The organism is Variovorax durovernensis (assembly GCF_977011995.1).
Genome location: NZ_CDRNCW010000002.1, coordinates 587,864 through 611,943, shown reverse-complemented (window position 1 = coordinate 611,943; position 24,080 = coordinate 587,864). Strand labels below are relative to the sequence as shown.

22 protein-coding genes and 2 pseudogenes are annotated in these 24,080 nt (G+C 63.3%); 3 read left to right on the top strand and 21 right to left on the bottom strand.

Features of this window, described 5'->3' with window-relative positions:
- Positions 1-208 precede the first annotated feature (208 nt).
- Entirely contained in the window at positions 209-1,612 is a 1,404-nt protein-coding gene (locus ACWV14_RS34890) for a heavy metal sensor histidine kinase (RefSeq protein ID WP_454908365.1), read from the bottom strand.
- Entirely contained in the window at positions 1,609-2,283 is a 675-nt protein-coding gene (locus tag ACWV14_RS34885) for a heavy metal response regulator transcription factor (RefSeq protein ID WP_454902683.1), read from the bottom strand. The genes ACWV14_RS34890 and ACWV14_RS34885 overlap by 4 nt, the downstream gene beginning before the upstream one ends.
- A gap of 195 nt (positions 2,284-2,478) precedes the next feature.
- Here ACWV14_RS34885 and ACWV14_RS34880 point away from each other — a divergent pair, with 195 nt between their 5' ends.
- Entirely contained in the window at positions 2,479-2,751 is a 273-nt protein-coding gene (locus tag ACWV14_RS34880) for a hypothetical protein (RefSeq protein WP_454902684.1), read from the top strand.
- A gap of 182 nt (positions 2,752-2,933) precedes the next feature.
- On the opposite strand, the gene ACWV14_RS34875 is transcribed toward ACWV14_RS34880, so the two are convergent.
- The 16 genes and pseudogenes from ACWV14_RS34875 to merT form a co-directional block, all read right to left on the bottom strand.
- The gene (locus tag ACWV14_RS34875) at positions 2,934-3,302 is read right to left on the bottom strand and encodes a copper-binding protein (RefSeq protein ID WP_454902685.1); all 369 of its coding nucleotides are present in this window, start codon (positions 3,300-3,302) and stop codon (positions 2,934-2,936) included.
- Positions 3,303-3,372: 70 nt separating this feature from the next.
- Positions 3,373-3,834 (bottom strand): copper-binding protein, encoded by a 462-nt coding sequence (locus tag ACWV14_RS34870; RefSeq protein ID WP_455240232.1) that lies wholly within the window; start codon positions 3,832-3,834, stop codon positions 3,373-3,375.
- A 26-nt stretch (positions 3,835-3,860) separates the two neighbouring features.
- On the bottom strand, positions 3,861-4,319 hold the full coding sequence (locus tag ACWV14_RS34865) for a DUF411 domain-containing protein (RefSeq protein ID WP_454902687.1): 459 nt from the start codon (positions 4,317-4,319) through the stop codon (positions 3,861-3,863).
- Entirely contained in the window at positions 4,316-4,579 is a 264-nt protein-coding gene (locus ACWV14_RS34860; protein WP_454902688.1) for a hypothetical protein, read from the bottom strand. The genes ACWV14_RS34865 and ACWV14_RS34860 overlap by 4 nt, the downstream gene beginning before the upstream one ends.
- A 471-nt stretch (positions 4,580-5,050) precedes the next feature.
- Positions 5,051-8,221 (bottom strand): efflux RND transporter permease subunit, encoded by a 3,171-nt coding sequence (locus ACWV14_RS34855; RefSeq protein WP_454902689.1) that lies wholly within the window; start codon positions 8,219-8,221, stop codon positions 5,051-5,053.
- Complete coding sequence (locus ACWV14_RS34850; RefSeq protein ID WP_454906003.1) at positions 8,218-9,816, bottom strand: efflux RND transporter periplasmic adaptor subunit; 1,599 nt, start codon at positions 9,814-9,816, stop codon at positions 8,218-8,220. Before ACWV14_RS34850 ends, ACWV14_RS34855 begins: the two co-directional genes overlap by 4 nt.
- 17 nt (positions 9,817-9,833) lie before the next feature.
- The gene (locus ACWV14_RS34845) at positions 9,834-11,147 is read right to left on the bottom strand and encodes a TolC family protein (protein ID WP_454902690.1); all 1,314 of its coding nucleotides are present in this window, start codon (positions 11,145-11,147) and stop codon (positions 9,834-9,836) included.
- A 142-nt stretch (positions 11,148-11,289) separates the two neighbouring features.
- Positions 11,290-11,751: a hypothetical protein gene (locus tag ACWV14_RS34840; protein WP_454902691.1), complete on the bottom strand. Its 462-nt coding sequence runs from the start codon at positions 11,749-11,751 to the stop codon at positions 11,290-11,292.
- A gap of 233 nt (positions 11,752-11,984) precedes the next feature.
- Positions 11,985-12,434, bottom strand: a complete 450-nt coding sequence (locus ACWV14_RS34835; protein WP_454902692.1) for a copper-binding protein — start codon at positions 12,432-12,434, stop codon at positions 11,985-11,987.
- A 173-nt stretch (positions 12,435-12,607) separates the two neighbouring features.
- Positions 12,608-13,066, bottom strand: coding sequence for a hypothetical protein (locus tag ACWV14_RS34830; RefSeq protein ID WP_454902693.1), 459 nt, complete (start codon positions 13,064-13,066; stop codon positions 12,608-12,610).
- A 438-nt stretch (positions 13,067-13,504) separates the two neighbouring features.
- Entirely contained in the window at positions 13,505-14,308 is an 804-nt protein-coding gene (gene istB, locus ACWV14_RS34825) for an IS21-like element helper ATPase IstB (RefSeq protein WP_454901618.1), read from the bottom strand.
- Positions 14,298-15,887: an IS21 family transposase gene (istA, locus tag ACWV14_RS34820; protein WP_454901620.1), complete on the bottom strand. Its 1,590-nt coding sequence runs from the start codon at positions 15,885-15,887 to the stop codon at positions 14,298-14,300. The genes istB and istA overlap by 11 nt, the downstream gene beginning before the upstream one ends.
- A gap of 164 nt (positions 15,888-16,051) precedes the next feature.
- A pseudogene (locus ACWV14_RS34815) lies at positions 16,052-17,284 on the bottom strand (mercury(II) reductase); the annotation flags it as partial.
- Positions 17,285-17,320: 36 nt separating this feature from the next.
- On the bottom strand, positions 17,321-17,740 hold the full coding sequence (merC, locus tag ACWV14_RS34810; RefSeq protein ID WP_454902695.1) for an organomercurial transporter MerC: 420 nt from the start codon (positions 17,738-17,740) through the stop codon (positions 17,321-17,323).
- A 9-nt stretch (positions 17,741-17,749) separates the two neighbouring features.
- Complete coding sequence (gene merP, locus ACWV14_RS34805) at positions 17,750-18,028, bottom strand: mercury resistance system periplasmic binding protein MerP (protein WP_454902696.1); 279 nt, start codon at positions 18,026-18,028, stop codon at positions 17,750-17,752.
- A gap of 12 nt (positions 18,029-18,040) precedes the next feature.
- Positions 18,041-18,400: a mercuric ion transporter MerT gene (gene merT, locus ACWV14_RS34800; protein ID WP_454902697.1), complete on the bottom strand. Its 360-nt coding sequence runs from the start codon at positions 18,398-18,400 to the stop codon at positions 18,041-18,043.
- 73 nt (positions 18,401-18,473) lie between these two features.
- Here merT and merR point away from each other — a divergent pair, with 73 nt between their 5' ends.
- Together merR and ACWV14_RS34790 are read left to right on the top strand one after the other, a co-directional pair.
- A complete protein-coding gene (merR, locus tag ACWV14_RS34795) occupies positions 18,474-18,887 on the top strand; it encodes an Hg(II)-responsive transcriptional regulator (protein WP_454902698.1) in 414 nt (137 codons plus the stop codon).
- Positions 18,888-19,182: 295 nt separating this feature from the next.
- Positions 19,183-19,389 carry an antitoxin VbhA family protein gene (locus ACWV14_RS34790; protein WP_454902699.1) on the top strand — a complete coding sequence of 69 codons (207 nt, stop codon included), beginning with the start codon at positions 19,183-19,185 and terminating at the stop codon, positions 19,387-19,389.
- Positions 19,390-19,820: 431 nt separating this feature from the next.
- Here the strand turns inward: ACWV14_RS34790 and ACWV14_RS34785 are convergent.
- The 3 genes and pseudogenes from ACWV14_RS34785 to ACWV14_RS34775 form a co-directional block, all read right to left on the bottom strand.
- Positions 19,821-21,633 (bottom strand): annotated as a pseudogene (locus tag ACWV14_RS34785) (glutamine--tRNA ligase/YqeY domain fusion protein).
- A gap of 118 nt (positions 21,634-21,751) precedes the next feature.
- A complete protein-coding gene (locus tag ACWV14_RS34780) occupies positions 21,752-22,726 on the bottom strand; it encodes a tripartite tricarboxylate transporter substrate binding protein (protein ID WP_237677306.1) in 975 nt (324 codons plus the stop codon).
- 185 nt (positions 22,727-22,911) lie between these two features.
- Entirely contained in the window at positions 22,912-23,883 is a 972-nt protein-coding gene (locus ACWV14_RS34775; protein WP_164546982.1) for a Bug family tripartite tricarboxylate transporter substrate binding protein, read from the bottom strand.
- Positions 23,884-24,080 lie beyond the last annotated feature (197 nt).

Sequence of the window (24,080 nt, the reverse complement as noted above, 5' to 3'; positions counted from 1 at the left end):
AGAACAGTCTCCACCTTCCCACCGTGTAAAGGTCAAGGGATTTCGCGGGTTGGAATGAGACGGCACCGACCTCATGATGAGGCGGTACGTGTGCGCATGGGCCGGCGAGACGCTCAATCTCGATCACCGCAGGCGGTGCCGGTGTCCTGTTTAGCGCGCTGATGGGGTGCCGGCTGAACAATGCGACGTCCAGAGGCCGGAGAATCGGTCAGCGGCCCTTGTCCGCACGCGGAAAGTAAAGCGCGAAGCGCGTCTCGCCGCTTGCGCTGCTGGTGGCCGCGACCCGCCCGCCATGAAGTCCCATGATCGCTTTGACGATCGCCAATCCGAGGCCGGTGCCGCCCAAATCGCGCGCGCGCGAACTGTCGACGCGGTAAAAGCGGTCAAAGAGCCGTTCCAAGTGCTGGGGCGCGATCGGTTCACCCTGATTGACCACCTCCAACTTGGCACTCAGTTCATCGGCATACGACACGGCCACCGTCACCGGCATTCCCTGTGCTCCATGACGCACGGCATTGGACAGCAGGTTGGTGATCGCCCTTTGCACCAGGCCGCCGTCTGCTGCCACGCGCGCGCTGCCTTCCACCGAGATCTTGATGCCGCGCTCGTCGGCCAGCAACTGCAAGAATTCAGCGACGGTGCGCGCCTGGTCCGCCAGATCGAGTTCGCGCCGCTCTACGGCCATTTGCGCATGATCGGCTTGCGCCAAGAACAGAATGTCGGACACCAGACGGCTCAGTCGCTCCAGTTCGTCGACGTTGTTTTCGAGCAGGTCCGTCAGTTGCTCGACTGTGCGCGGCTGCGACAGCACGACCTGCGTGCGGCCCAGCAGCGTCGCCAGAGGCGTACGCAGTTCATGAGCCAAATCCTCCGAAAACTCCGACAACCGGCGCACCCCGTCGTCCAGGCGCTCCAGCATGGCATTGAAAGCGTGGCAAAGGCCTTGCAGTTCGGTGGGCAGGCCCTTCGAGTCGATCCGGGCCGAGAGGTTGCGAGCCGTGATGCCGGTGGCGGCTTTCTGGAAACGCCGCAACGGCCGCAGACCAAACATGACAATAGCCAGTGCGCTGACGATCACGAGCGCCAAGCCGAATGGTGCCCCGGTCAGTGCGGTGACCAGCAGACTGCGCAGCAGCCGCTGGTCTTCGCTGCGGTCGACGGTGGCGACAATCTCGTAGGCCTCGCCGTTTTTGAGTTGCACGGCCCCGGCCTGTGAAAGCATCGGCGCGTTGCTGGTCTGCGCACGCCACTGCAGGAATGCGTCTGTTCCCCAGGTGTCGTCCTTCAATCGGCTTAAGGATTCAATGGCTTCGCGGCTGAACGCGACGGTGGGATTCGTGGACCCCCGTCGCGCGATCGCCAGATGCAACTCGGCGTGTCCGGTGATGAGGTCCACGAGCTCGAAGGCACTGGCGCGAATAGCCACTTCGTCCGGCAATTCACCGATCAGTTGTCGAGCGTAGTCGACCTTGTCACGCAGGACGGACCGCCGTTGTGCCCCCAGTTCCTGCTGCATCGTGTGATAGGAAAACCACAGGACGCCGGCACCCTGCAAAAGGCCCAACAGGCCGACCAACAGCGCCAGCCGCACCGACAGGCTTTTCGGCCTCATGGCCGGTGCTCGAACACGTAGCCCACCCCCCGCACGGTGTGGATCAGCTTCGTCTCGAAGGGGTCGTCGATCTTGACGCGCAAGCGGCGCACGGCCACGTCCACGACGTTGGTATCGGAATCAAAATTGATGTCCCAGACCAGCGAAGCAATCTGCGTCCTGGACAGCACTTCGCCGCTCCTGCGCATGAACAAGACCAGCAACGCGAACTCCTTGGCTGACAAATCGATGCGCTGGCCGGTTCGGATGGCGCGATGCTTGACGGAATCCACCTCGAGGTCCGCGACGCGCAGCACGTCGTCGGACGCTGCTTTGGCACCGCGCTTGAGGAGCGCGCGGATTCGAGCAAGCAGCTCGGGAAACTGGAAAGGCTTGACCAGGTAGTCGTCGGCGCCGAGGTCGAAACCCTTGACCTTGTCGTCGACCTTGGAGCGCGCCGTGAGCATCAGCACCGGCGTCTGCTTCGAAGTTCGAAGGGCGGACAACACCGCAAAGCCGTCGATGCCGGGCAGCATCACGTCCAAGACCACCAGGTCATGATCTCCGTTCATGGCTGCGTGCAGGCCGTCGCTGCCATTGGTCGCGACTTCCGCCGTGAAGCCGCTCTCGGTCAGACCTTGCTTCAAGTAGGCAGCGGCGCTCGCTTCGTCTTCGATCAACAGGATTTTCATTTCTTTGAACGGTTTGCGGGCATCCCAGTGGATCCTGTCCGCATTGCAAAAACGTAATCAAAGCATCAGCCTCTGGTGCCTCGTCCGCTTTCAAACTCTCCCTCATCACGACGCCCCTGCGACCTCGTTCGGAACGCGTGAGGCCGTCAGCCGTCGCTGACGTTTTCAAATGACCAATGATGAGGGTTTACGACCATGTCCAACAAACTTTTTGCGTCCATTCTGGCCGCGACACTGTCGCTCGCTTCCGCAGCCTCCTTCGCAGCACCCGCCGAGAACCAAGCGCGTGATCAGGCCACGCCGGCCAAGGTCCAGACCGAGGACGGCAAAACACGCTACTGGAGCCACCCGCGGCTCGGCTTGGTCAAGGTCGATGCGGCCGGCCGGATGCTGACGGCACGCTCTGCCGCAGATGACGCTGCGCGACCAAGGGCGCCCTCCGGGCATCCGTCGACCCGCACCCCTTGAGCCGCTCGTTCGACGCCCCGGCTCGCTCCCCGGGGCCGCTTGGCATGCGTCACAGCCGCCGCGATCGCATCCGCAACTGCCGCAGCCAGCTTGGCAACCAGACATGGCGCCTGTCCGTTCGATGTGCGGCGCGCCCCAGTCCGGGAGGACGACCGGAACGCGTCGCGGCTCGATCGTCGTGCTTACTTCACCGAAGTGACGACGTATTTGCCGCCCTCCTGCACGAACTCGAGCTGGACCTTCTTGCCGACGACCAGCTTGTCCATCAGCATCTTGTCCTTGACCACGAAGCCCATGGTCATCGCCGGCCAGTTCAACGACGTGATCGGTTCGTGAGCGACCGTGACGACCTGGCCCTTGGGGTCGACGTTCTTCACTTCGCCCATGGCCATGTGGGTGGATTGGGCCGAGGCCCCCGATTTCTTGGGCATGTTCATGTCTTTCATGTTGGACATGTCCATGCCTTTCATGTCGTCCATCTTCTGCTGTGCCAAAGCGGCTGCGGGCAGCAGGGCTGCGGCGACGAGAGAGGCGAATACTACTTTTTTCATAAGAACTCCTGGCTAACGATTGATTGGGAGCCACCGTTCGGCGGCGTGCTGAGCAAAGCGGGCGTGGTGCTCACTGGGGCTTCATCATCATGTCGTGGCACTTGGCCATCGCCTCCTTGTCCATTCTGCTCATGTTCATGCGGGAAGTGTCCTGGCCTTGCATGCCGTGGTGAGGCCTCGATGCGCCCGCAGAGGGGGCGGCGGCGGCCGAGACGCGGATGGGCTGCACCTCGCTGATGGCCAGTCCGTCGCTCGATTGAGTGAGGGTGAAGGCGATCGGCTGACCGACGCTCAATCCGTCGGTAGACAAGCCCTTGTCCAGACGAAACTGCATCGTCATGCCCGGCATGTTCATGCGGGCAATGGCTTGGTGCTCGATCGTCAGGACGTGCTGCGCGGCGTCGATGTGCCTGATCGTGCCAACGGCGAGCGCGCTCGAAGCTGCGACGCTTCCGCCGGAGGGCATCGGCATGGCGGTCTGTGCCAGCGCGGGCAGTGTGAGCGCAGCGCAAAGCGCGGCGGCAAGCGCCATACGTGGGATGTTCATTGTGTTTCCTTTCATTGGTAGGACTGGTAGATCGTGGTGCTCGCGTCTTGATGAACGAGCAGCACATTGAACGGATCTCGCCGCCCGCGGTACGCCGGGCCATCCATTCCCGGCGAGCCGCGCGGCATGCCGGCAACGGCGAGCCCGATCGCGTCGGGACGCTCCCGCAGCAGCCGCTGAATCTCCCGGAGCGGAACATGCCCTTCCAGCACATAACCAGCGGCGCTGGCGGTGTGGCACGCGCGGTACTTCAGCGGCATGCCCAGGCGCGCTCGCGCCTCGGTGTTGCCGACGTCGTGGACCGTGACGCTGAAGCCGCCGCGCTCCAGGTGCTTGACCCAAGCCTCGCAGCACAGGCAGCCACGGCCTTTCCAGACATCGACAACCGGCGCAGCCGCCCTGGCCCACATCGGTTGGACGGCCAGGGCGATCGCGGTCGTCGCGCTGAAGCGGCGGCGAAGCGGGTTCATTGGGCCACCCCCTTGGCGGCCGCTGCCTTGCAGGCCTTCATTTCGGCCTCAAAGCGCTGCTTGCGAAGCTTGTTCTCGTACGGCGTCGTCTGCGGGCGTGGCCCATGATCGAGCGGTAACACCAAGCGCTCCGCGGCGCACTGCTGCGCGGGACTGAGCTCCGCGGCCTTGGTGTCCTCTTGCCAGCCAGGACCGGCACATGCGGTCAAGACAGCGCCCAGCGCCACGATGCCGGCCGGAAACACGAGCAGCTTCTTCATGATGGGGGCCCCTGCATTCCCGCGGCGACGCAAAGATGAAATCGTCTCCATGATTGACTCCTTTGATTGATCAACTGATATGGAACTGTTATTCGGGACAACGTCGTTGATCAATCAAGCCACCGGCAAAACGCGATGCGCACGGGCATTCGCGGCGGCCAGCCTCCGGCATCCTTGGGCAAAGTGGTGTCGGCAACCGAGGTTGCGTGGTGCTGCTGCGGCACGGCTCCCCGTGGCTCGCTCTCTGCGCCGACGCCGGCCCCCGGCTCGGGAGCCGCATAGCACTGCGCACAAGGCATGTCGTCCAATGCCTTCGGCATCGGGCGCAGTGCCTCCTCCAATACCGGTGCCGACGCCACCATTGGCCGCTCGCCGACAACGCGTCCCGTGGATGCCCGGCTCGCGCCACAGAACAGCACGAGAAGCAGACAGGCGACGGCGCCGACGCAAGCGAGCCGATGACGACGGGACTCACTCGGCGACATGGCCTCGTCTCCAGAATCCGGGCCTTGCGGCACGCCGCTCGCGCTTCTTGCGGATCAAGAAGTAGACAGCCGGGATCACGAACATGGAAAGCAAGGGCGCTGTGACCATGCCTCCCACCATCGGCGCAGCGATGCGCTGCATCACCTCCGAGCCCGTGCCGGAGCCCCACATGATCGGCACCAGGCCCGCCAGAATCACTGCAACGGTCATTGCCTTCGGGCGCACGCGCAGGACTGCGCCTTCGCGGATCGCATCCAGCAGGTCATCGTTGCTCGTCGCGCCGCTCGCGATACGCTCATCCCAAGCGTGCTTGAGGTACAGCAGCATGATCACGCCAAACTCGGCGGCAACGCCTGACAAGGCAATGAACCCGACCGCCCCGGCAACCGAGAGGTTGTAGTTGAGCAGGTACAGCAGCCAGATCCCGCCGACCAACGCAAAAGGCAGGGTGGCCATGATCAGAAGTGCCTCGTCGAAGCGCTTGAAAGTCAGGTACAGAAGCACCAGGATGATCAGCAGCGTGAACGGCACAACGATCTTCAGCTTGGCGGTGGCGCGCTCGAGGAATTCGAACTGCCCGGACCATGAAACGGAGTAGCCCGGTGGCACCTTGACCTGCTCGCTGACAGCGCGCTGCATGTCGTGCACTGCGGAACGCAGGTCGCGGCCGCGGATGTCCACATAGATCCAGCCGGACAGGCGCGAGTTTTCGCTCTTGAGCATCGGGGGTCCATCGACCACCTCGACCTTTGCGATGTCGGACAACACGATGCGGGCGCCGCGGTCGGTCACGATCGGCAACTGCCGCACCCGCTCGACCGAGTCCCGGAACTCACGTGGGTAGCGCACGTTGATCGGGAAGCGAGACAGGCCCTCGACCGTCTCGCCGACGTTCTCTCCCCCGATCACGGAAGCGATGATGGACTGCACATCGGCGACGTTCATGCCAAAGCGCGCTGCGGCGTCACGGTCGATCTTGACGTCGACATACCGCCCACCCGACAAACGCTCTGCCAACGCCGAGGAGACCCCGGGTACGGTTTTGACGACGCGTTCGATCTGTGCGGTCACCCGATCGATCTCCGCCAGGTCGGTGCCGGCCACCTTGACGCCAACAGGACTCTTGATGCCCGTGGCCAGCATGTCGATGCGGTTGCGGATCGGTGGCACCCAGATGTTGGACAAGCCCGGCACCTTGACGATGCGGTCGAGTTCTTCGACCAGCTTGTCCTGGGTCATGCCGGCGCGCCATTGATCCTTCGGCTTGAACTGGATGGTGGTCTCGAACATCTCCAGCGGCGCGGGATCGGTGGCCGACTCGGCGCGGCCGGCCTTTCCGAACACGGTCGCCACTTCCGGAACCGTCTTGATCAGGCGGTCGGTCTGCTGCAGCAACTGGGACGCTTTGCCCGCCGAGAGTCCCGGCAAGGCCGAGGGCATGTACAACAGATCGCCTTCGTCCAGCGGCGGCATGAACTCGCCACCGATATGCTGCAACGGCCACAGGCTGGCCACCAGGAGCACAGCGGCCGCGCCGATCGTCAGCTTGGGTGCGCGCAGCACCGCGTTCAAGAGCGGCCGGTAGATGGCGATCAAGAATCGATTCAGCGGGTTCTTGTTTTCATCGGGAATCTTGCCCCGGATCAGGTAGCCCATGAGGACCGGAATCAGTGTGGCAGACAGCCCTGCGGCCGCCGCCATCGCATAGGTCTTGGTGAACGCCAGCGGCGAGAACAAGCGACCTTCCTGCGCCTCCAGCGTGAACACCGGGATGAATGACAGCGTGATGATCAGCAGCGAGAAGAACAGCGCCGGACCCACTTCGGCGGCCGATTCGCCGATCACCTGCCAGTGCGTTTCGCCCTTGAGTTCTTCATCGGGATGGGTGTGACGCCATTTTTCGATGTGCTTGTGCGCGTTCTCGATCATCACCACCGCGGCGTCGACCATGGCGCCGATCGCGATCGCAATGCCACCCAAGGACATGATGTTGGCGTTGACGCCCTGGTACCGCATCACAATGAAGGCAGCCAGGATGCCAAGAGGCAGCGAAACGATGGCGACGAAGGCCGAGCGCAGGTGAAACAGAAAGATGAAGCACACCACCGCGACGACAATGAACTCCTCGATCAGCTTGTGCGTGAGGTTCTCCACTGCGCGCTCGATCAGGTTCGAGCGATCGTAGGTCGGCACGATCTCCACGCCCTTGGGCAGACTCGCCTGCAGGCTCTTGAGCTTTTCCTTCACGGCGTCGATCGTCTCCAGGGCATTCTTGCCGGAGCGCATCACGATGACGCCGCCCGCAACTTCGCCTTCGCCGTCGAGTTCACCGATGCCGCGCCGCATCTCGGGACCCGTTTGGATCCGGGCCACGTCGCCCAGCCGCACGGAGACGCCCGCCTCGGTGGTCATCAGAGGGATCTTGCGGAAGTCGTCGAGGGTTTTCAGGTAGCCGGAGGCACGGACCATGTACTCGGCCTCGCCCAGTTCGAGTACCGAGCCGCCGCTTTCCTGGTTGGCCTTTTGGATGGCTTCGACCACCTTGCTGTGCGTCAAGTTGTAGCCGCGCAACCGGTCCGGATCAAGAACGACCTGGTACTGCTTGACCATGCCACCGATCGAGGCGACCTCGGCCACGTTGGCGACGGTCTTGAGCTCGTATTTCAGGAACCAGTCCTGCAGCGCGCGCAATTGCGAGAGGTCATGGTTGCCGCTGCGATCCAACAGCGAATACGAGTAGACCCAGCCCACTCCGGTGGCATCGGGCCCGAGGGAGGCCTTTGCGCTCGCCGGCAAGCGCGATTGCACCTGGTTCAGGTACTCCAACACGCGGGAGCGGGCCCAGTAGAGGTCGGTGCCGTCCTCGAACAGCACATAGACAAACGAGTCACCGAAGAATGAGAACCCTCGGACCGTCTTTGCGCCCGGAACCGACAGCATCGTCGTCGTGAGGGGATAGGTGATCTGGTTCTCGACGATCTGTGGCGCCTGCCCCGGATAAGTGGTGCGGATGATGACCTGCACGTCGGAGAGGTCCGGCAGCGCATCGAGCGGTGTGCGCATCAAGGAGTAGACGCCCCAGGCGCTGACCATCACGGTAGCCAGCAGCACCAGGAAGCGGTTGACGATCGACCAGCGAATCAGCTTGGCGATCATTGCTTCTTCTCCGAAGATCCCATCGGCATCGCATCCTTGGCAGCGGGCGCGGGCATTGCTGCGCCGGCGGGGTCGATCCGCGTCAGCACTGGCAGGCCTTCCTTGTTCATATGGAACGCGAAGTTCACGGTCTGACCCGGCTTCAGGCCTTGCGGCAGACCGGCGGCCGGCATGCCGAAGTCCATCGTCATGGCCCCCCACTGCATCGAAGGGATCGGCTCGTGCGACAGGGAAACCGTGTCCTTGCCGATGGCCTCGACCTTGGCTTTGCCGGTGTGCTCTGCCGCCGCGGCCATACCACCGCCGGCGGTGGCACCTGCAGCCTTGCCGCCATCCTCCATGCGCGTGGTCGTGCCTCTGAGGCTGGCCTCGGAGTCGATCAGGAACTGGCCGGAGGTCACGACCTTTTGACCGGCTTGAAGGCCGCGCTTGATCTCGGTCTGGCCGTTGGATTCGTTGCCGATCTCGACGTCCACCGGCCTGAACTTGCCGTCGCCTTCGGCCACCATGACCACCATGCGCCGGCCGGTCTGGATGATCGCCTCGGTCGGAACCATCAGCCCTTGCTCGATGTCCGCGTTCAGCGCGACGCTCACGAACATGCCCGGTGAGAGCTGACCTTGCGGGTTGGCCAGTTCGATGCGGGCCTTGATCGTGCGCGTGGCTTGATTGACTTCCGGCAAGATGGCCTGGACCTTGCCCTTGAACACTTTTCCCGGAACTGCAGGGGAACGCGCCTGCACGATCGATCCGGCGCGAAGCAGGGCCGACTGGCCTTCCGGTACATCGGCATTGGCCCATACGGTCGACAGGCCGTTGATCCGGAAGAGCGTTGCGCCTGGCATGACCGTCATACCTTCGCGCGCGGTCAGCTCGACAAGCACCCCACTGGTCGGGGCTACGAGCGTGATGCGTGGTTGAACCCGGCCAGCGCGTTCGACCAGGCGGATTTGGTCGTCAGTCATGCCAACCTGGCGCATGCGCTGGCGCGCCCCGTCGACGAGCACCGCCAGATCGGTCCCCTGCATGCGGCGCACCGAGAGGAATTCTTCCTGTGCAGCAATCCAGTCCGGCACGTACAGCTCGGCGAGCGGCTGACCCTTGACCACAGGGTCCAGCGTGGCGCGAACAAACAACTTCTCGACAAAGCCCGTGGACCGTGCTTGCACGAAGGCTTGGTCTCGCTCGTTGAACGCGATGCTGCCGGCGGCTTCCACGCGCGGCGTCATTTCGCCGCGCGCTACCTCGGCGGTTCGGATGCCCAGGTTTTGTTGCACGCGTGGACTGACGGCGACGGTCCCCTCGTCGCCGGACTCGCCGGCGTAGACGGGCACCAGCTGCATGTCCATGAAGGGCGATTTGCCCGGCTTGTCGAATTTCTGGCCCGGCACCATGGGGTCGTGCCAGTACAGCACCTTCCGCCCGGTGGCCGGGTCCACCTTGTCGCCTGGGGCGCCTGGGGCGCCTGAGGCGGCAGCCACCGTCGCTGCCGAGCCGTCGCTGCCGTGGCGTTTGCCGAGCGCGTAAATCCCATAGCCGCCGAGGATGAGCACACTGGCGGCGACCAGTCCGAGCACGAGGGGTTTGAGTTTCATAAGGGTTTCTCCGGTGTTCAGGACTTCGAGGACGCGTGGCCTTCGGGGATCAGGTAGTTCAGCTGCGCCCACAGGCGCCCAGCATCCATCTCGAGCCGGATGCGCTCCATACGGATGTCGATCTCATTGCGGCGCGCCTCCAGGACCCCATAGAGAGGGGCCGCGCCGCCTCGGTAGGCGGCGATCGCCGCCCGCGTGCGCTCTGCAGCAAGGGGAATGAGCGAGTTGTCGTACCGAGCCAGCCGGTCGCGATCGCTTTGCCACTCCTGCAGCATCGCCATCGCCTCGGACACATGGCTGCGCGTCGCCTCTTCGCGTTCAGCCCGCATGCGCTCGACCATGGCCAGCTTGGATGCCAGTTCACGGTCTTGCCGGTTCTTCTGGTCCCACTGCAAAGGCACCGACAGGTTCACGGACAGCATGTTGGAATAAGCGGCACCGCGCTGGCTGTACATGACCTCCACCGACCAGTCTGATTTCTTGTTGGCGCGCGCAATCTCCGCCTCGGCCTTTGCCGTCTCCTCCTGCATGAGCATCAACTGGATCTGCGGGTGGTGCGCCAGGCGCGTCTCCAGATCCTGCTGGACAAGGGGAACCTGATCGATCTTCGGCAGTGAACCTAGCGACGAGGCGGCCGGCGCACCGACCCAGCGCGCGAGCGCGGTAGTGGCTGTGGCGATCTGGCGCTCGACCTGAACGATGCGGTCTTCGATCTGCGCCACCGCCGAGCGGGCCGCGAATACGTCGGCCTGATTGCCTTTGCCCCCGCGGTAAGCGGCGTCTGCCGCCTCGATCTGCAGCCTCGCTTCGTCGCGCTGCTGCAGCAGCACCTCGCGCATACGTTCCTGGAAATAGCGATCCAGCCAGGCGGCAGCGGTGCCGCCTCGCAGTTTTGTCAGCGCCAGCGACCGGCCGGCCTCGGCCACTTCAGCTTCCTTCTCGTAGCGTGCCGAACGTGCGCTCAATTTGTCGCTTCGCGTGAGTTCCTGCATCACGCTCACGGACCGCATCGTCATGAAATCGCGCGTCAGGCTGAAGCGGTCTTCACCGTTCACCGGCAGGTTGTTGATGCCCGCACGCAGCGTGGGATCGGGTCGCTGGCCCGCGGCGACCGCCATTTCGCGAGAGGCCGTCGCGAGGGCATCTTGAGCGACCAGCTGTTGCGAGCGGTCTTGCGCCAGGCGCAGGGCGTCCTGGAGCGCCAAAACACCGATGCCTGACGTCTGGGCGAACGCACCGGCGCTGAGGACGCTGCTCAACAGCGCGCAAACCGAGGAACGGCGAATGAGGGCCAGAGTCCGCGGGGCGAAGGCAACTGGATACGAGAACATGAAACATCTCCAAACGATAACGGTGCGTCCGATCTTGGACCATCGTCATCGGCATGCCAATCCGGCGCGCGTTACGGGGGGGCCAAGACGGCGCGTCAAGCTCAGGCCGACGGCCAAAGCACAGCACGCTATTCGGGAGACGTCAGGTTCGGAGGCAGCAGTGCTCTATCGCATGCGGCGGGGCCGCAGCCTGCAAGAGCAAGCCGGGCGCGTAGTAGGCGGCCTCGGCAGTGGGTGTCGCAGTGGACAGCGTCACGCGATACAGCGCGGTCAGAAGAGCCGGCGCAACGACTGGACTCGGGGTATGGTCGGCGCTCTGCTGACCCTGTTTGCAATGTTCAGCGCAGAGGTTCGGAGCCTGGGGATCGACCTGGCCGCAGTCCGCCGGCATCTTTTGCGCTGCGTCGCTCACCATGATCTGGCCGGCTTGTTCCGAACGATCGGAGTCGGCGGGAGCTGCTGCCTGCACTTGCGAGTGCATGCTGGTGCCTGTGGGCATGGTGTTGAACAGCTTCGGGCAAGCGTACGCGGCGACCGCCAGTTGAGCGAACAGCACAACGCCAATCATCGCGCGGATGACCGGACGTCGGAGCGAGCGCAACATTCCTATCACCGTATATCGGCGCAGTGGCCGCGCAGGTAAAAATGTCGACCCCCTGAGTCGCCTGCGCACGACGCAAGGTCAGCTGCGGGCGCTGCACCGTCCGCGCCAACGCCAGAGGCGTCAGCGACTTTACGGATGGCGGAGGCACAAGGTGGCACGATGGAACTCTTGGTTGAAACGTTGCTGTTCGATTGCCGCGTCATTATGCGTTATGCGTTATGCGGCCAGATTTGCTATTGCCGCACCATCTCCACGATGAACAGCGTGCCATGGTTTTTTTCCGCCTTGAACTGAACCTTGTCCCCCGTGTTCAGATTCTTGAGAAGCGAGCGCTCTGACACGCGGAAAAGCATCGTCATGCTTGGCATGCCGAGATTCTCAATGGGGCCATGTGCGATCAATACCTTGCCTTGATCCCAATCGATGCTCTTGACCTGACCCGACGAATAAGTTCCGCTACCTGGCGTTTTGACCTGCGGACTTGCAGTCGGCGGTGTTGCCATCCTGGCATCGACCGGAGCAGCGTCAATTTCTTGCACGCCGACTGCAAGGGCGATCATCAGTATTGAAGAGCAGACAGCATGTTTCATATGTTCTTTGCGGCGACGGCGAGGCTTGTTATCTGTCGACAGTGCACTGTGACGAGGGGGAACTCTAATTTCAAGAAAAGCCGATGCAGCCATGAACGATCTCTCAGAGGCTGACGTGCCGATCGCAGATTTTTCATTTTTCGTCAGCTCTTGCGTGCCGCCGTCAGAGCGCGTTCACAGGCGCGCGTGTCATGCAGTTTTAGTTGGCGGCGGCAACACGGTCTCCCTTCGCCGGTGGCGACCTCAGATCAAGTTCTCAGCCGGGCCTACCGGCCAGTCGTTGCGTTACGGCCGGTCCCGGCCGCAGCCGTCACGCCCTTGCGTGCGATGTCTTCCATCAGCCCGGCAAACTCGGGACTGGTGCGCCGGCGTGCGTATTCTGCCGCGGCTCGTTGGTAGACGGGCCGAGACAGATCGGCACCGGCCTCACCAAGTTGTGCGGCAGCCAAGCCAGATCGCATCCAGATCGTTGTGTCCGCCTGCACCGCCGCGCGGCTGTTGCTTGAGACACTGATGACTGCCCGCGGATTGCCTTGGGGATACCCTTGATCCGGTGCGCTCTGGAGCCAGCGCTGCGTATCGGCGACGACGGCTGCACGGCTCGTGGAGGCGGTCAGTGGCGCGGGCCGGGGGTCACCCTCCGCATAGTTTCCGGCGAAAGCGGGGCCTGCGATCGCAGTCAAAAAGATGGCCATTGCGAGAGGGGTCTTGAGAGAGCGCTTCATTTCGTGTCCTTTGGGTAAGATTTCGGTCGAGTTCCCCGTCCGAAATGAGTCCAACGTCGTCGCGGTTCATCTCTTCCGGTATGGTGAACTGTATGAATGTGGGACGAACGAAGCTCTGACCGAACGATGACAGTTCTGCAATCAAAGCAGGACCTATGGCGACGGATGGCGCGCTTGCGCGAGATGTCTGGAGCGCCGCGTGGACGCTCTTGTCAGTCATTGCCACCCCGCAGTCCAGCATGGAAGTTCCTCAGCCAGCGCAGCAAGAAAGCTGCGTCACATCCTTGGTGAAAGTCTGGGCCGCGAGCTTCAAGCCTTCCACCATCGTCAGATAGGGGAACAGTTGGTCGGCCAGGTCCTGGACTTGTTGAGTTCCATGGAATCCTGACCCGCGATTTCCATCGAATATTGACCCACCCTCTTTGCGAGCCAGCCGGCTCACGGTGTGGATAAGTTCTTGGCTTTCTCCTTTTTAGGTTGGACTGCTTGAACGGGTTGAGCCGAGCTGTGCTTGAAGCGGAAGCTGTCGTTTCCGGTCTCCAGAATATGGCAGTGATGCGTGAGCCGGTCCAGCAACGCCGTCGTCATCTTCGCGTCGCCGAAGACGCTGGCCCACTCGCTGAAGCTCAAGTTGGTTGTGATCACCACGCTCGTGCGTTCGTAGAGTTTGGACAGCAGATGGAACAACAGCGCGCCACCTGATGCGCTGAACGGCAGGTAGCCCAGTTCATCGAGCACCACCATGTCCGCGTACATCAGTCGGTGCGCGATGTGGCCGGGATTGCCACTGGCCTTCTCTTGCTCGAGTGCGTTGACCAGTTCTACCGTCGAGAAGAAGCGCACCCGGCGGTGTTGGTGCTCGATGGCCTGCACGCCCAGCGCCGTGGCGATGTGGGTCTTGCCGGTGCCCGGACCGCCCACGAGCACCACGTTCTGCGCATCGTCCATGAACTCGCATCGGTGTAGCTGACGCACCAGCGCCTCGTTGACCTCGCTGTTGGCGAAGTCGAAGCCAGCGAGATCGCGATAGGCTGGGAAGCGAGCGAGCTTCAACTGGTAGGCCACCGAGCGTACCTCCCGCTCGGCTGTCTCTGCCTTTAGCAACTGCGAGAGCATCGGTTGGGCCGCCTCGAAGGCCGGCGATCCCTGCTCGGCCAGCTCCGCGACGGCCTGGGCCATGCCGTGCATCTTGAGTTCGCGCAGCATGATCACGATGGCGCCGCTGGCAGGGTCATGTCGCATGGCGCACCTCCTGGCTACTCGACTTGGAGTTCAGCGGCCCGCGCAGGCCGCCAGCAGCGCTGGCACGCCCCCGGAGCGTGTCGTAGCGCAGCACATCGGCCTTCGGCTCGTTCATCAGGCGCAGTGCCTGCGGTGCCGTGACAGGCGCCGGCGCAATGGGCTTGGCATCGAGCAGTCGGTGCAGCACATTCAGCACATGAGTCTTGCTGGCCACGCCGGCTTCCAGCGCCAGTTCGACCGCGGTCAGCACTGCCTGCTCGTCGTGGTGCAGCACCAGCGCCAGGATCTCCACCATCTCGCGGTCTCCGCCTGGCTGCTTCAGCAGCGCGGCCTGCAGCCGCCGGAAGCCCTGCGGCAGCTCGCTGAAGGGCGCTCCGTTCCTGAGCGCTCCTGGCTTGCGTTGCAGCACTGCCAGGTAGTGCCTCCAGTCGTAGACGGTCTGACCTGCGGTGTCGTGGCGACGGTCAATGATGCGCGTGTGCTCGCACACGATCTGGCCCTCGGCCGCCACGACGAGGCGTTCGGCGTACACGCGCAGGCTCACTGGCCGGTTCGCGTAGGAGGCCGGAACGCTGTAACGGTTGCGCTCGAAGTGCACCAGGCAGGTGGGCGAGACGCGCTTGGTGTGTTCCACGAAACCATCGAAGGGTCTGGGGATCTGCAACAGTAGTGGCCGTTCCTGCGCCCAGACATCGGCTACGGTCCCTGGCAGCTTGCCGTGGACGATCTCGCCCCACAGCGCCTTGCAGCGGTCCTCCAGCCAGTCGTTGAGCAGCGCCAGCGTGGCGAACGCCGGCACAGGTTGCCACAACCGGTGGCGCGCATCACGCACGTTCTTCTCGACCTGGCCCTTCTCCCAGCCCGAGGCCGGGTTGCAGAACTCGGCCTCGAACAGGTAGTGACTGACCATGGCGCTGAAGCGCGCGTTGATGTCGCGCTCCTTGCCGCGGCGTACCTTGTCCACGGCGGTCTTCATGTTGTCGTAGATGCCGCGCCGAGGCACGCCCCCGAGTACCTCGAAGGCCCGGTTGTGCGCATCGAACAGCATCTCGTGGGTCTGCAACAGGTAGGCGCGCACGATGAACGCACGGCTGTGGCTGAGCTTGAAGTGCGCCACCTGCAGCTTGGTGCGTTCACCAGCGATGACGGCCCAGTCCTCGCTCCAGTCGAACTGGAATGCCTCGCCGGGACCGAAGGCCAGAGGCACGAAGGTGCCGCGCCCGGTCGTCTGCTGGACCTCGTGGAGATGCGCATGCCACGCTCGTGCAAAGGCCGCCACGCGGTTGTAGGAGCCCTGGTAGCCCAGCGCCACCAGATCGGCGTGCATCTGCTTGAGCGTGCGCCGCTGCTTGCGTGACTTAGACGCCTCGCTCTTGAGCCAGCCGCCGAGCTTCTCGGCGAACGCGTCGAGCTTGCTCGGGCTGATGCGCTTCGCGTAGCTGGGCGCCGCCTCGCCCTCGCGAAGGTACTTGCGGATGGTGTTGCGAGACAAGCCCGTGCGCCGGGCTATCTCTCGGATGGACAGTTGCTCTCGCAGTGCCCAACGCCTGATGACACTCAGTGTCGCCACGTCAATCACTCCTGTGCTCCTGCTGCTAAAAGCAGCAGGTTAGGGTTATCACGTGGGTCAGATTTAGATGGAAATCACCGGGCCAAGTGGGTCACTTCTGGATGGAAATCAACATCCTGCACGTGCGGAAGCGGCGGGAACAACGTTCGCCCGCTTGACGGCCGCGCGGGGCCGTAGACGAACTGCGGTTGGTTGGTGCAGTCGCCCGCCGCATAGATGCCGGCGACGTTGGTTCGCATGCTGCGGTCGATGACGATGGCACCGCGCGCGCCGAGCTTCACACCTGCAGCTTCGAGGTCCAGCCCGTCAGTGTTCGGCGAGCGTCCGGTGGCCACCAGCAGCCGCTCCGCGCGCAGCACGCCGTGATTCGTCGTCAGGATGAACTCGCCGCCGGCGTACGCCACCTGGCTCGCCCCGGTCTGCTCCAGCACCACAATGCCTTCATCACGAAACGCCGTGGTGACCGCCGCGCCGATGGCCGGATCTTCTTGGGAGAAAAGCCTGCTGCGCGCCAGGATCGTGACCTGGCTGCCCAATCGGGCGAACGCCTGGGCAAGCTCCACCGCCACCACCGATGCACCGATCACCGCCAGGCGCTGGGGGATCGCCTGGCAGGCCAAGGCTTCGATCGACGTCCAGTACGGCGTCTCCTTCAGGCCCGGGATTGGCGGCACAGCGGCGCTTGCGCCGGTGGCCACCAGGCAGCGCTCGAAGGACACCTCCTGCTCGCCGCCTTTGCGCAGCGTCACCATCAGCGTACGGCTGTCCTTGAAGCGCGCGGCGCCGTGCACGACCGAGATGGCCGGCGTGCCGCTCAGGATGCTCTCGTACTTGCCGTGGCGCAGTTCGTCCACGCGAGCCTGTTGCTGGGCAAGCAGCCGGTCGCGCAACACGGTCGGCGCCGCTGCGGACAGGCCGGCGTCGAACGGACTTTCGCGACGCATGTGCGCGACGTGTGCGGCGCGGATCATGATCTTGGACGGCACGCAGCCGACATTGACGCAGGTGCCACCGATCGTGCCGCGTTCGATCAGCGTGACGCGGGCGCCGTTCTCCACCGCCTTGAGCGCCGCGGCCATAGCGGCGCCGCCGCTGCCAATGACAGCTACGTGGAGCGGCTGGTCGACAGCACCCGGCAGTGCGTCGCCACCGAGCCATTGACGCGCCTTGCCGAGGAGCCCGGTGGGTGCCGCCGCCGAAGCGTCGGCACGCAGGACTCGGTAGCCGGCCGCTGCCACAGCCGTCGTCAGCGCAGCCGGCGACGTGCCTTCGTCGAGCGTGAGCTTGGCCAGGCAGTCCGGATAGGACACCGACACCGAGCGCACGCCTGGCACCTTCTGCAGCGCGTTGCGCACGTGCTCGGCGCACGACGCGCAGGTCATGCCTTCAATTCGCAAACTGGTCATTCAACGGCCTGTTCGTTCGGGTTGATAAAAGGTGATTCACTGTCGCTTCGGCAGCGCGCTCGAGTCCGGAGCGCACTTGCGATGCGCCGGCGCGAGCAGATCCCAGACAGACACGCCGACCATGATGGCCAGGCCCGTGTAGAGCAGCCGCTCGGTCCACCCATAGCCGAAGAACGGATAGAGCGCCGCCAGCACGACCGCCGGGCCCACCATGCCCAGCAGGCTGCGATGCCATTGCCGGTGACTGAACCAGCCCAACCCGTTGGCGAGAAGTGCAACCACCGCGAACAGCGGCAGCAGCCGGGTGATGACGAGTTCCTCGTACTGGCTCAGGAAGCCCAGTCCGAGCGCCACCCCCAGGCTGCCCAGCGCCGGAAAGCACCCCGCGCAGCCCATCGCGGAGACGACGGTGCCCAGCGCCCCCGCCTTGTCCCCAATGCGCGTTATCAGCCCCATGGTGAAGACCTATTGCTTGGCGGTCGACGGGTAACCCGCGTCCGCCGTGGCCTTGATCAACGCTTGGATGCTGGTCTTGGCGTCATCGAAGGACACGACGGCCTGCTTCCTTTCGTAGCTCACATCGGCCTTGGTCACGCCATTGACCTTGCTCAGCACCTGCTTGACCGTGAACGGGCACGCCGCGCAGGTCATGCCCGGTACGGAGAGGGTGACGGTTTGCGGGGCGGCCCACGCGGGAGCAGTGAACGCAGCGAGCAGCGCGAGAACAGAAAGCAGTTTTTTCACGACGAGGTCCTTTCAGTAGAACAAAGGCAGCACATAGGGAAACGCGAGCGCCATGACGACCAACGTCGCCACGATCCAGAACAGGACCTGGTAGCCGAGCCGTACCTGGGGCACGTCACAAACTTCCCCGGGCTGACAGGCCTGCACCGGCCGAAAGATGCGGCGATAAGCGAAGAACAGCGCGACCAGCGCCGCTCCGATGAAGAGCGGCCGGTATGGCTCAAGCGCGGACAGGTTTCCGATCCATGCGCCGTTGACACCAAGCGTCACCAGAACCAGGGGACCGAGGCAGCAGGTCGAGGCGAGCAGTGCAGCAAGTCCTTCCGCAATCAGGACGCTGCGACCGCTTTTTTCTTCTGGCTCCTCTGGCATCGCCGCCATCCTTTCCGGTTGTTCTTGAACCGGAGTAACCTTACTTCCGTAGTTAAGTACGGAGTCAAGCGGTATGGAAAATCAGGTGAACAACACCCTGAGCATCGGCGTATTCGCCGAGTCGGCCGGGGTCAACGTAGAAACCATCAGGTTCTACCAACGCAAGGGCCTGCTGCTGCAGCCGGACAGGCCCTACGGTAGTATTCGGCGCTACGGGGAAGCCGATGTGGCGCGTGTTCGGTTCGTCAAGTCCGCACAGAGCCTGGGTTTCAGCCTCGACGAGGTATCCAGCTTGCTTGCATTGGATGACGGCACCCATTGCGACGAAGCGCGCCAGGTTGCGGAAGAGAAGCTCGCCAATGTGCGCGCCAAACTGGCCGATCTCCACCGCATCGAGTCCGTCCTGGCTACGCTGGTTGACGACTGTTGTGCGAGTCACGGCACGGTGTCATGTCCGTTGATTTCCGCGCTGCAGGAGCTGCCATAGCAATGCCCCTTGACCATGCTGAGGTCGTGCAGCCACCGAAGTGAATACAGGGGGCCTTCGTGTCCATTCCTTTTTGCGGGGGGCTCATCAAGCGTCGACGCAGCGGTTGTTTGGTTTCAGGAGGAAAATCGTGAGCATCACCGAGAAGCCCCGTCAGAAGGTGCCTCGCCCGATTCGCGGCGTTTCAACCGGACCACGGATCGAGGAGCACGCGCTGGAGAGCTTAAACGGTTCGACCAGGGCTGCATGGTGGAGAGTTGATGGCTTGGTGTCCCGTTGAGGTTGAGGGGTTGCGATGATCACGCAAGAGGAGCACCGCGATGCACTGGCCCAGGCTCTTGCAAACGCGCGGATTGCAGGCCACGAACCAGCACCTCGATTTCTGGCGGACGTCGCGGCGGTGGTTGAGGGCGCGATGACGCATGGCCAAGCCATTCGCGGCTGCGCGGACAGAGCTCACGGCCGCAATGAATCCGATCTGCGCGGTTTTTCCAAGACATAGACGGCCGATCGCGCCAGCTATCAAAAGGAAAAAGGGGCCAATTCCGCATGCTTATGTGTATCTGCGTAAGCAAGTCATTCTTAGTGACTTAAGCGCTTATGAGCTAAAACTGGCCGTATCCCGGCTTGCTCTCCATGGGGGCGTGTTCGGACGGCGGGTTCCCCACGGTCATGCGGATTGATCGAGGGCATGCACGAGTTGGCTGGCAAACGATCAGGCAGCAATGACGGTACAAACTCGCCTCGACCTTGTTGTTGAGGGCGGGAAGTCACGCGTCGTCCCGACGAGACTCGCTAGCGGATTAAGGGGTTTACCCCAATCTCAAACCGCTGCGATTGGCACGGAACCCGAGATCAGCCGCGGCTCGGAAAAGCGGGGTCTTCCGCGGTGGCGTTTGGCAACCCCGGCAGCGCGCCGCCAGACTGAACTGTTCAAGTCTTCTCGATGAAACCGAACGTCTCCTTCAGCGTCGTGACTCGGTTGAACACCAATCTGCCTTGGCTTGGCTCGTGGTCCACCATGTCGGCCACGAAGTAGCCCAGACGCTCGAATTGGAAACTCTCCTCACACGCGACCTCGCTAAGTGACGGCTCGACGTAGGCCGTAACGGAACGGGCACTAGCGGGATTGAGTTCGGTCAGGAAGGAATGGCTGTCGGCGCCAGGTTGGGGAACGGTGAACAGATGGTCATAAAGGCGCACTTCTGCTTTTACGCCGTCGGATGCACCCACCCAGGTGATGGTGCCTTTGATCTTGATGGCCGCCGCGCCCACCGAGCCGCTTTTTGTCTCCGGCAATACCTCGGCGTGGACCTCGACCACCTCGCCTGCATTCGTCCTGACGGCACCCGTGCATCGCACGGCGTACCCGAACTTCAACCGCACGGTATTCCCGGGAAACAGGCGAAAAAAATCCGAGCCGGGCGAGTCGGAGTAATCCCCACGCTCAATCCACAGGTCACGGCCGAATGCAAAGGAGCGCTGGCCGCGCTCCGGTTCTCGGGGATGGACGGGTGCGGAGCAGGATTCAAGTGCCTGTCCCCATGATCTCGTCCCAGTTGGTGATGATGAGGCGAACGGGGTCCAGCACCGCCATGGCACGAGCGGCCTTCGGTTCCAGGTCGTCCCGCAAGGCGCCTTCAAGGACGGAGTAGTCGATCCAGCTGTAGTCCTTGCTCACCCCGATGCGGTCCGCAAAGAGCCGGAGAGCACTTGGCGTGAAGCCGCGGCGCCGCAACCCGACGATCGTGGGCATCCGTGGATCGTCCCAGCCGTCCACGTGTCCCTCGTCCACCAGTTGCTTGAGCTTGCGTTTGCTGGTGACCACATGCGTTAGGTTCAGCCGAGCGAATTCATATTGGCGCGGCGGCGGAGTGTTGATCAGTCCGCCTTGCGCCAAGTGCAGGAGCAGCCACTCGTAGAACGGCCGCTGGTCCTCGAATTCCAGCGTGGCAATGCTGTGCGTGATGTTCTCCAGGGCATCTTCGATGGGGTGCGCGAAGGTGTACATCGGATAGATGCACCACTTGTCGCCGCTGCTATGGTGGTGCGCGTACTTGATGCGGTAGAGGGTGGGATCCCGCAGGTTTATGTTCGGGCTCGCCATGTCAATTTTTGCCCGCAGGATCGCAACCCCTTCGGCCAGTTTTCCGGCGCGCATCTCCTGAAAGCGCAGAAGGTTTTCGCCGGGACTGCGGTCTCGAAAGGGGCTGTCTACGCCTGGCCTGGCGAAGTCCCCGCGATGGGCGCGCAGCTGCTCCACACTCTGCTCATCGACGTAGGCGAGGCCTGCGTCAATGAGGTATTCGGCCGCGCGGTACATGAAATCGAAATAGTCGCTGGCCTGGTAGACATGGTTGCCGCCTGACGTCTCCCAGTCGAAGCCAAGCCACCGTACGGCGTCCTTGATGCCGGCGACATACTCGAGGTTTTCGTTCTCCGGGTTCGTGTCATCGAACCGGAGGTGGCAAGCGCCTTGGTATTCCCGTGCCAAGCCGAAGTTCACGCTGATGCTCTTCGCATGGCCGATGTGCAGGTAGCCGTTGGGTTCCGGCGGAAAGCGCGTGCGAATTCGAGCCCAGTCCTGGGTCCCGAGGGAATGATGGCGGGCGTCGCCGGGGCTGCCGCCCCAGCGACGCGCCGAGTACGTTTGACGTTCGAGGTCCTGGTTGATGGCTTGACGAAGGAAGTTGCCGGGTGGACCTGCCTGAGTCGAGGTTCGTGAGCGCTGCTTCAGAGACACCATCCTTTCCGCGGGTTCATCGGGTGGTATCTAAGAATGATGACACCGTCAAGTCGCATGCGCAGGCCGGTGGATGGTCCTATCCCTGCTCTGCGAGATCGGGGGGTTGGGCCGGGTCCGATCACGCTTTCCGGCGAAGGCCCAGAAACTCCAGCAGCTCGCCCTCACTCTTGATCTTGTCTTCCATGTACCTGTGGTAAGCCGTCGGACCTAGGTAGTTGACGCGCATGTCGTAGAAGTCGAGCGCGCGAAGCACGCCCTGGTCCTGCATGCAAGCGGCGAAGGCTGCGTCCAGTTTCCGCACGATGGCCGGGTCCATTCCCGCCGGCCCGGCGATCCCGAAAGGCCCGTCGATATTGAAGTGGAACCCGAGTTCACGCAGCGTCGGAACCGTGGGCCATTTTTTGGAGCGCTCGTCGGTACCCATTGCGAGCAGGCGCATCTTGCCCGAGTCGACGTGCTGCGCCCAAGAGCTCGCATCAACCTGCACCATCACGTGGTGGCCGAGGACGGCCTGCAGCACGTCGGCTGGCCGGGCGAATGGCACGAAACTCAGCGAGACTCGCGCCTGCTGGGCGATGCGCTCCATACTCAGGTGCATACCCGTGCCAGGTCCCAGCGCCGCGTAAGTGACCTCGCCGGGATGAGCCTTCGCATACGCAAGCAAGTCCGCAAGCGATTTGAACGGTGAGTCCGCAGGGACTGCGATCCCCATCGTGAAATCCGTCAACATCGAGATGTACGTGAAGTCCTTCAGCGGATCCCATGACGTCTTCTGCATCAGGGGCTGCCGCCCAATCGACATCGCGATGAAGGCCAATGTATAGCCGTCGGGCTTGTCCTTCGCCGCCATCGTGGCCGGACCGAGCGTCCCGCCGGCACCCGGTCTATTCGTGATGACGACAGGTTGCCCGAGCAGTTTGGCGAGCGGGAGTGCAATGGCACGGCCCACCATGTCGACCACGCCACCTGCGCCGTAGCCGACGATCAATTCGATTGGCCGGCTGGGAAAGGCGTCTGCGGCGCCGAATACAGAAGGAACCGCACCGGCCGAGGCCGATACGACGAGCGAGGAAAACTGGCGGCGAGTGAGCATCCGTGTGATCTCCTGGAATTGCGTGAGGTGGTTCGGCCTGCTTGTCCTGTGAGCGAACCGCGTTGCCTTACTGCAGCCGCCGGCCGCGCCGGCCACCAACAGACGTGCTCTTTATGTCCGAAGCGGACATTTGCGCAGGAACCCGGTCTTGTTGCTGCCTTTGACCAGACCCGAGCCGAAGCGGCTCACTCTTCCGGCTTGAAGCCGGAACTCCTGACGATGGGGTTCCAAAAAAGAAACTCCTGCTTCTGCAATGCCGCGAGCTCTGAGGATGTGCTCGGCGCTGAAACCATGCCGAGACCGAGCAGTTTCGTGATCACCTGGGGAGTCATCAACGCCTTCTGAACTGCGGCGTTCAGATCAGCGAGCCGGGCCGCAGGGATGCCCTTGGGGCCATAAAGGCCGTTCCACCCCGGGACAACCACGGGAATCCCTGCCTCCTGGAAGGTCTGTACCTCCGGCACGAGCGTGCTGCGTTCCGCGCCGGCCGTGCCGATGATGCGCAGTTGCCCCGTGCGGTGCTGCTGCAGGGAATCGGCCATGGTCGCGACCATCGCGGGAACACGGCCCGCGATCAGGTCGGGCAGAGCCTGGGCCGAACCCTTGTAGGGAACGTGTGCTCCGGGTGCACCGGCCGCTCGATGGAAAGCGACGCCGACGAAGTGGGGCGTAGTGCCGGCGCCCGCGGACGAATAGATCGCGTTCGCTGGATGCGCAGCGACCCAGCTCACATATTCGGCAAGGTTGCGTGCCGGTGTGCCGGGTCCGACGGTGAGCGCGTAGTCGAAGGTGATCAGGCGGGAAATGGGAGTGAAATCGTCGACAGGGTCGTATCGCAGGTTCTTGTAGACATACGGGAATAGCGTGAGTGAGCCTTGCGGCGCCACCACGAAAATGTCTTCACCGGGCTTTGAGGCACGGACAAGCTCCATCGCCAGTCGTCCGCCCGCGCCGGGCCTGTTGTCCACGATGACCGAGCGCCCTAGAACGTCCTGCAGCGCGGCCGCGACGATCCGTGCCAGCATGTCCGTGGAGCCACCTGCCTGGAATCCCGCGAGGAGGCGAATGGGCGGCTGGGCGTCGGCCCATGCTCCGACGCCCACCATGCTGGCGGCACCGGCGCTCAAGAAATGCCTACGTTTCATGCTGGCCAGCATAGGCGGGGTGCAGGTTGCAGCGCCATCAAGCATGTGATTTCCGCCATATGGTTCTCGTCAGTTGGCGCCATCCGGTGCGCGGGTCGATGGCAGTTCAAGAGCATCGAATATCCCCTTTTTTGTTGTCGGCCTTCACGAACGGATCGTAGGTGCCGCGGCGCGGCCCATGTAATCATGAATGTGATGCTTTGCAGTGA

Coding starts and splice junctions, on each gene's coding strand:
- ACWV14_RS34865 (WP_454902687.1), bottom strand. CDS start 4,319: ATGAACCCGCTTCGCCGCCGCTTCAGCGCGACGACCGCGATCGCCCTG.
- ACWV14_RS34860 (WP_454902688.1), bottom strand. CDS start 4,579: ATGAAGAAGCTGCTCGTGTTTCCGGCCGGCATCGTGGCGCTGGGCGCT.
- ACWV14_RS34835 (WP_454902692.1), bottom strand. CDS start 12,434: ATGGCTGCATCGGCTTTTCTTGAAATTAGAGTTCCCCCTCGTCACAGT.
- merC (WP_454902695.1), bottom strand. CDS start 17,740: ATGGGGCTGATAACGCGCATTGGGGACAAGGCGGGGGCGCTGGGCACC.
- ACWV14_RS34775 (WP_164546982.1), bottom strand. CDS start 23,883: ATGCTGGCCAGCATGAAACGTAGGCATTTCTTGAGCGCCGGTGCCGCC.
- ACWV14_RS34890 (WP_454908365.1), bottom strand. CDS start 1,612: ATGAGGCCGAAAAGCCTGTCGGTGCGGCTGGCGCTGTTGGTCGGCCTG.
- ACWV14_RS34780 (WP_237677306.1), bottom strand. CDS start 22,726: ATGCTCACTCGCCGCCAGTTTTCCTCGCTCGTCGTATCGGCCTCGGCC.
- merR (WP_454902698.1), top strand. CDS start 18,474: ATGGAAAATCAGGTGAACAACACCCTGAGCATCGGCGTATTCGCCGAG.
- ACWV14_RS34845 (WP_454902690.1), bottom strand. CDS start 11,147: ATGTTCTCGTATCCAGTTGCCTTCGCCCCGCGGACTCTGGCCCTCATT.
- ACWV14_RS34880 (WP_454902684.1), top strand. CDS start 2,479: ATGTCCAACAAACTTTTTGCGTCCATTCTGGCCGCGACACTGTCGCTC.
- ACWV14_RS34840 (WP_454902691.1), bottom strand. CDS start 11,751: ATGTTGCGCTCGCTCCGACGTCCGGTCATCCGCGCGATGATTGGCGTT.
- ACWV14_RS34870 (WP_455240232.1), bottom strand. CDS start 3,834: ATGGCGCTTGCCGCCGCGCTTTGCGCTGCGCTCACACTGCCCGCGCTG.
- ACWV14_RS34790 (WP_454902699.1), top strand. CDS start 19,183: ATGATCACGCAAGAGGAGCACCGCGATGCACTGGCCCAGGCTCTTGCA.
- ACWV14_RS34875 (WP_454902685.1), bottom strand. CDS start 3,302: ATGAAAAAAGTAGTATTCGCCTCTCTCGTCGCCGCAGCCCTGCTGCCC.
- ACWV14_RS34830 (WP_454902693.1), bottom strand. CDS start 13,066: ATGAAGCGCTCTCTCAAGACCCCTCTCGCAATGGCCATCTTTTTGACT.
- merT (WP_454902697.1), bottom strand. CDS start 18,400: ATGCCAGAGGAGCCAGAAGAAAAAAGCGGTCGCAGCGTCCTGATTGCG.
- istB (WP_454901618.1), bottom strand. CDS start 14,308: ATGCGACATGACCCTGCCAGCGGCGCCATCGTGATCATGCTGCGCGAA.
- ACWV14_RS34885 (WP_454902683.1), bottom strand. CDS start 2,283: ATGAAAATCCTGTTGATCGAAGACGAAGCGAGCGCCGCTGCCTACTTG.
- ACWV14_RS34855 (WP_454902689.1), bottom strand. CDS start 8,221: ATGATCGCCAAGCTGATTCGCTGGTCGATCGTCAACCGCTTCCTGGTG.
- ACWV14_RS34850 (WP_454906003.1), bottom strand. CDS start 9,816: ATGAAACTCAAACCCCTCGTGCTCGGACTGGTCGCCGCCAGTGTGCTC.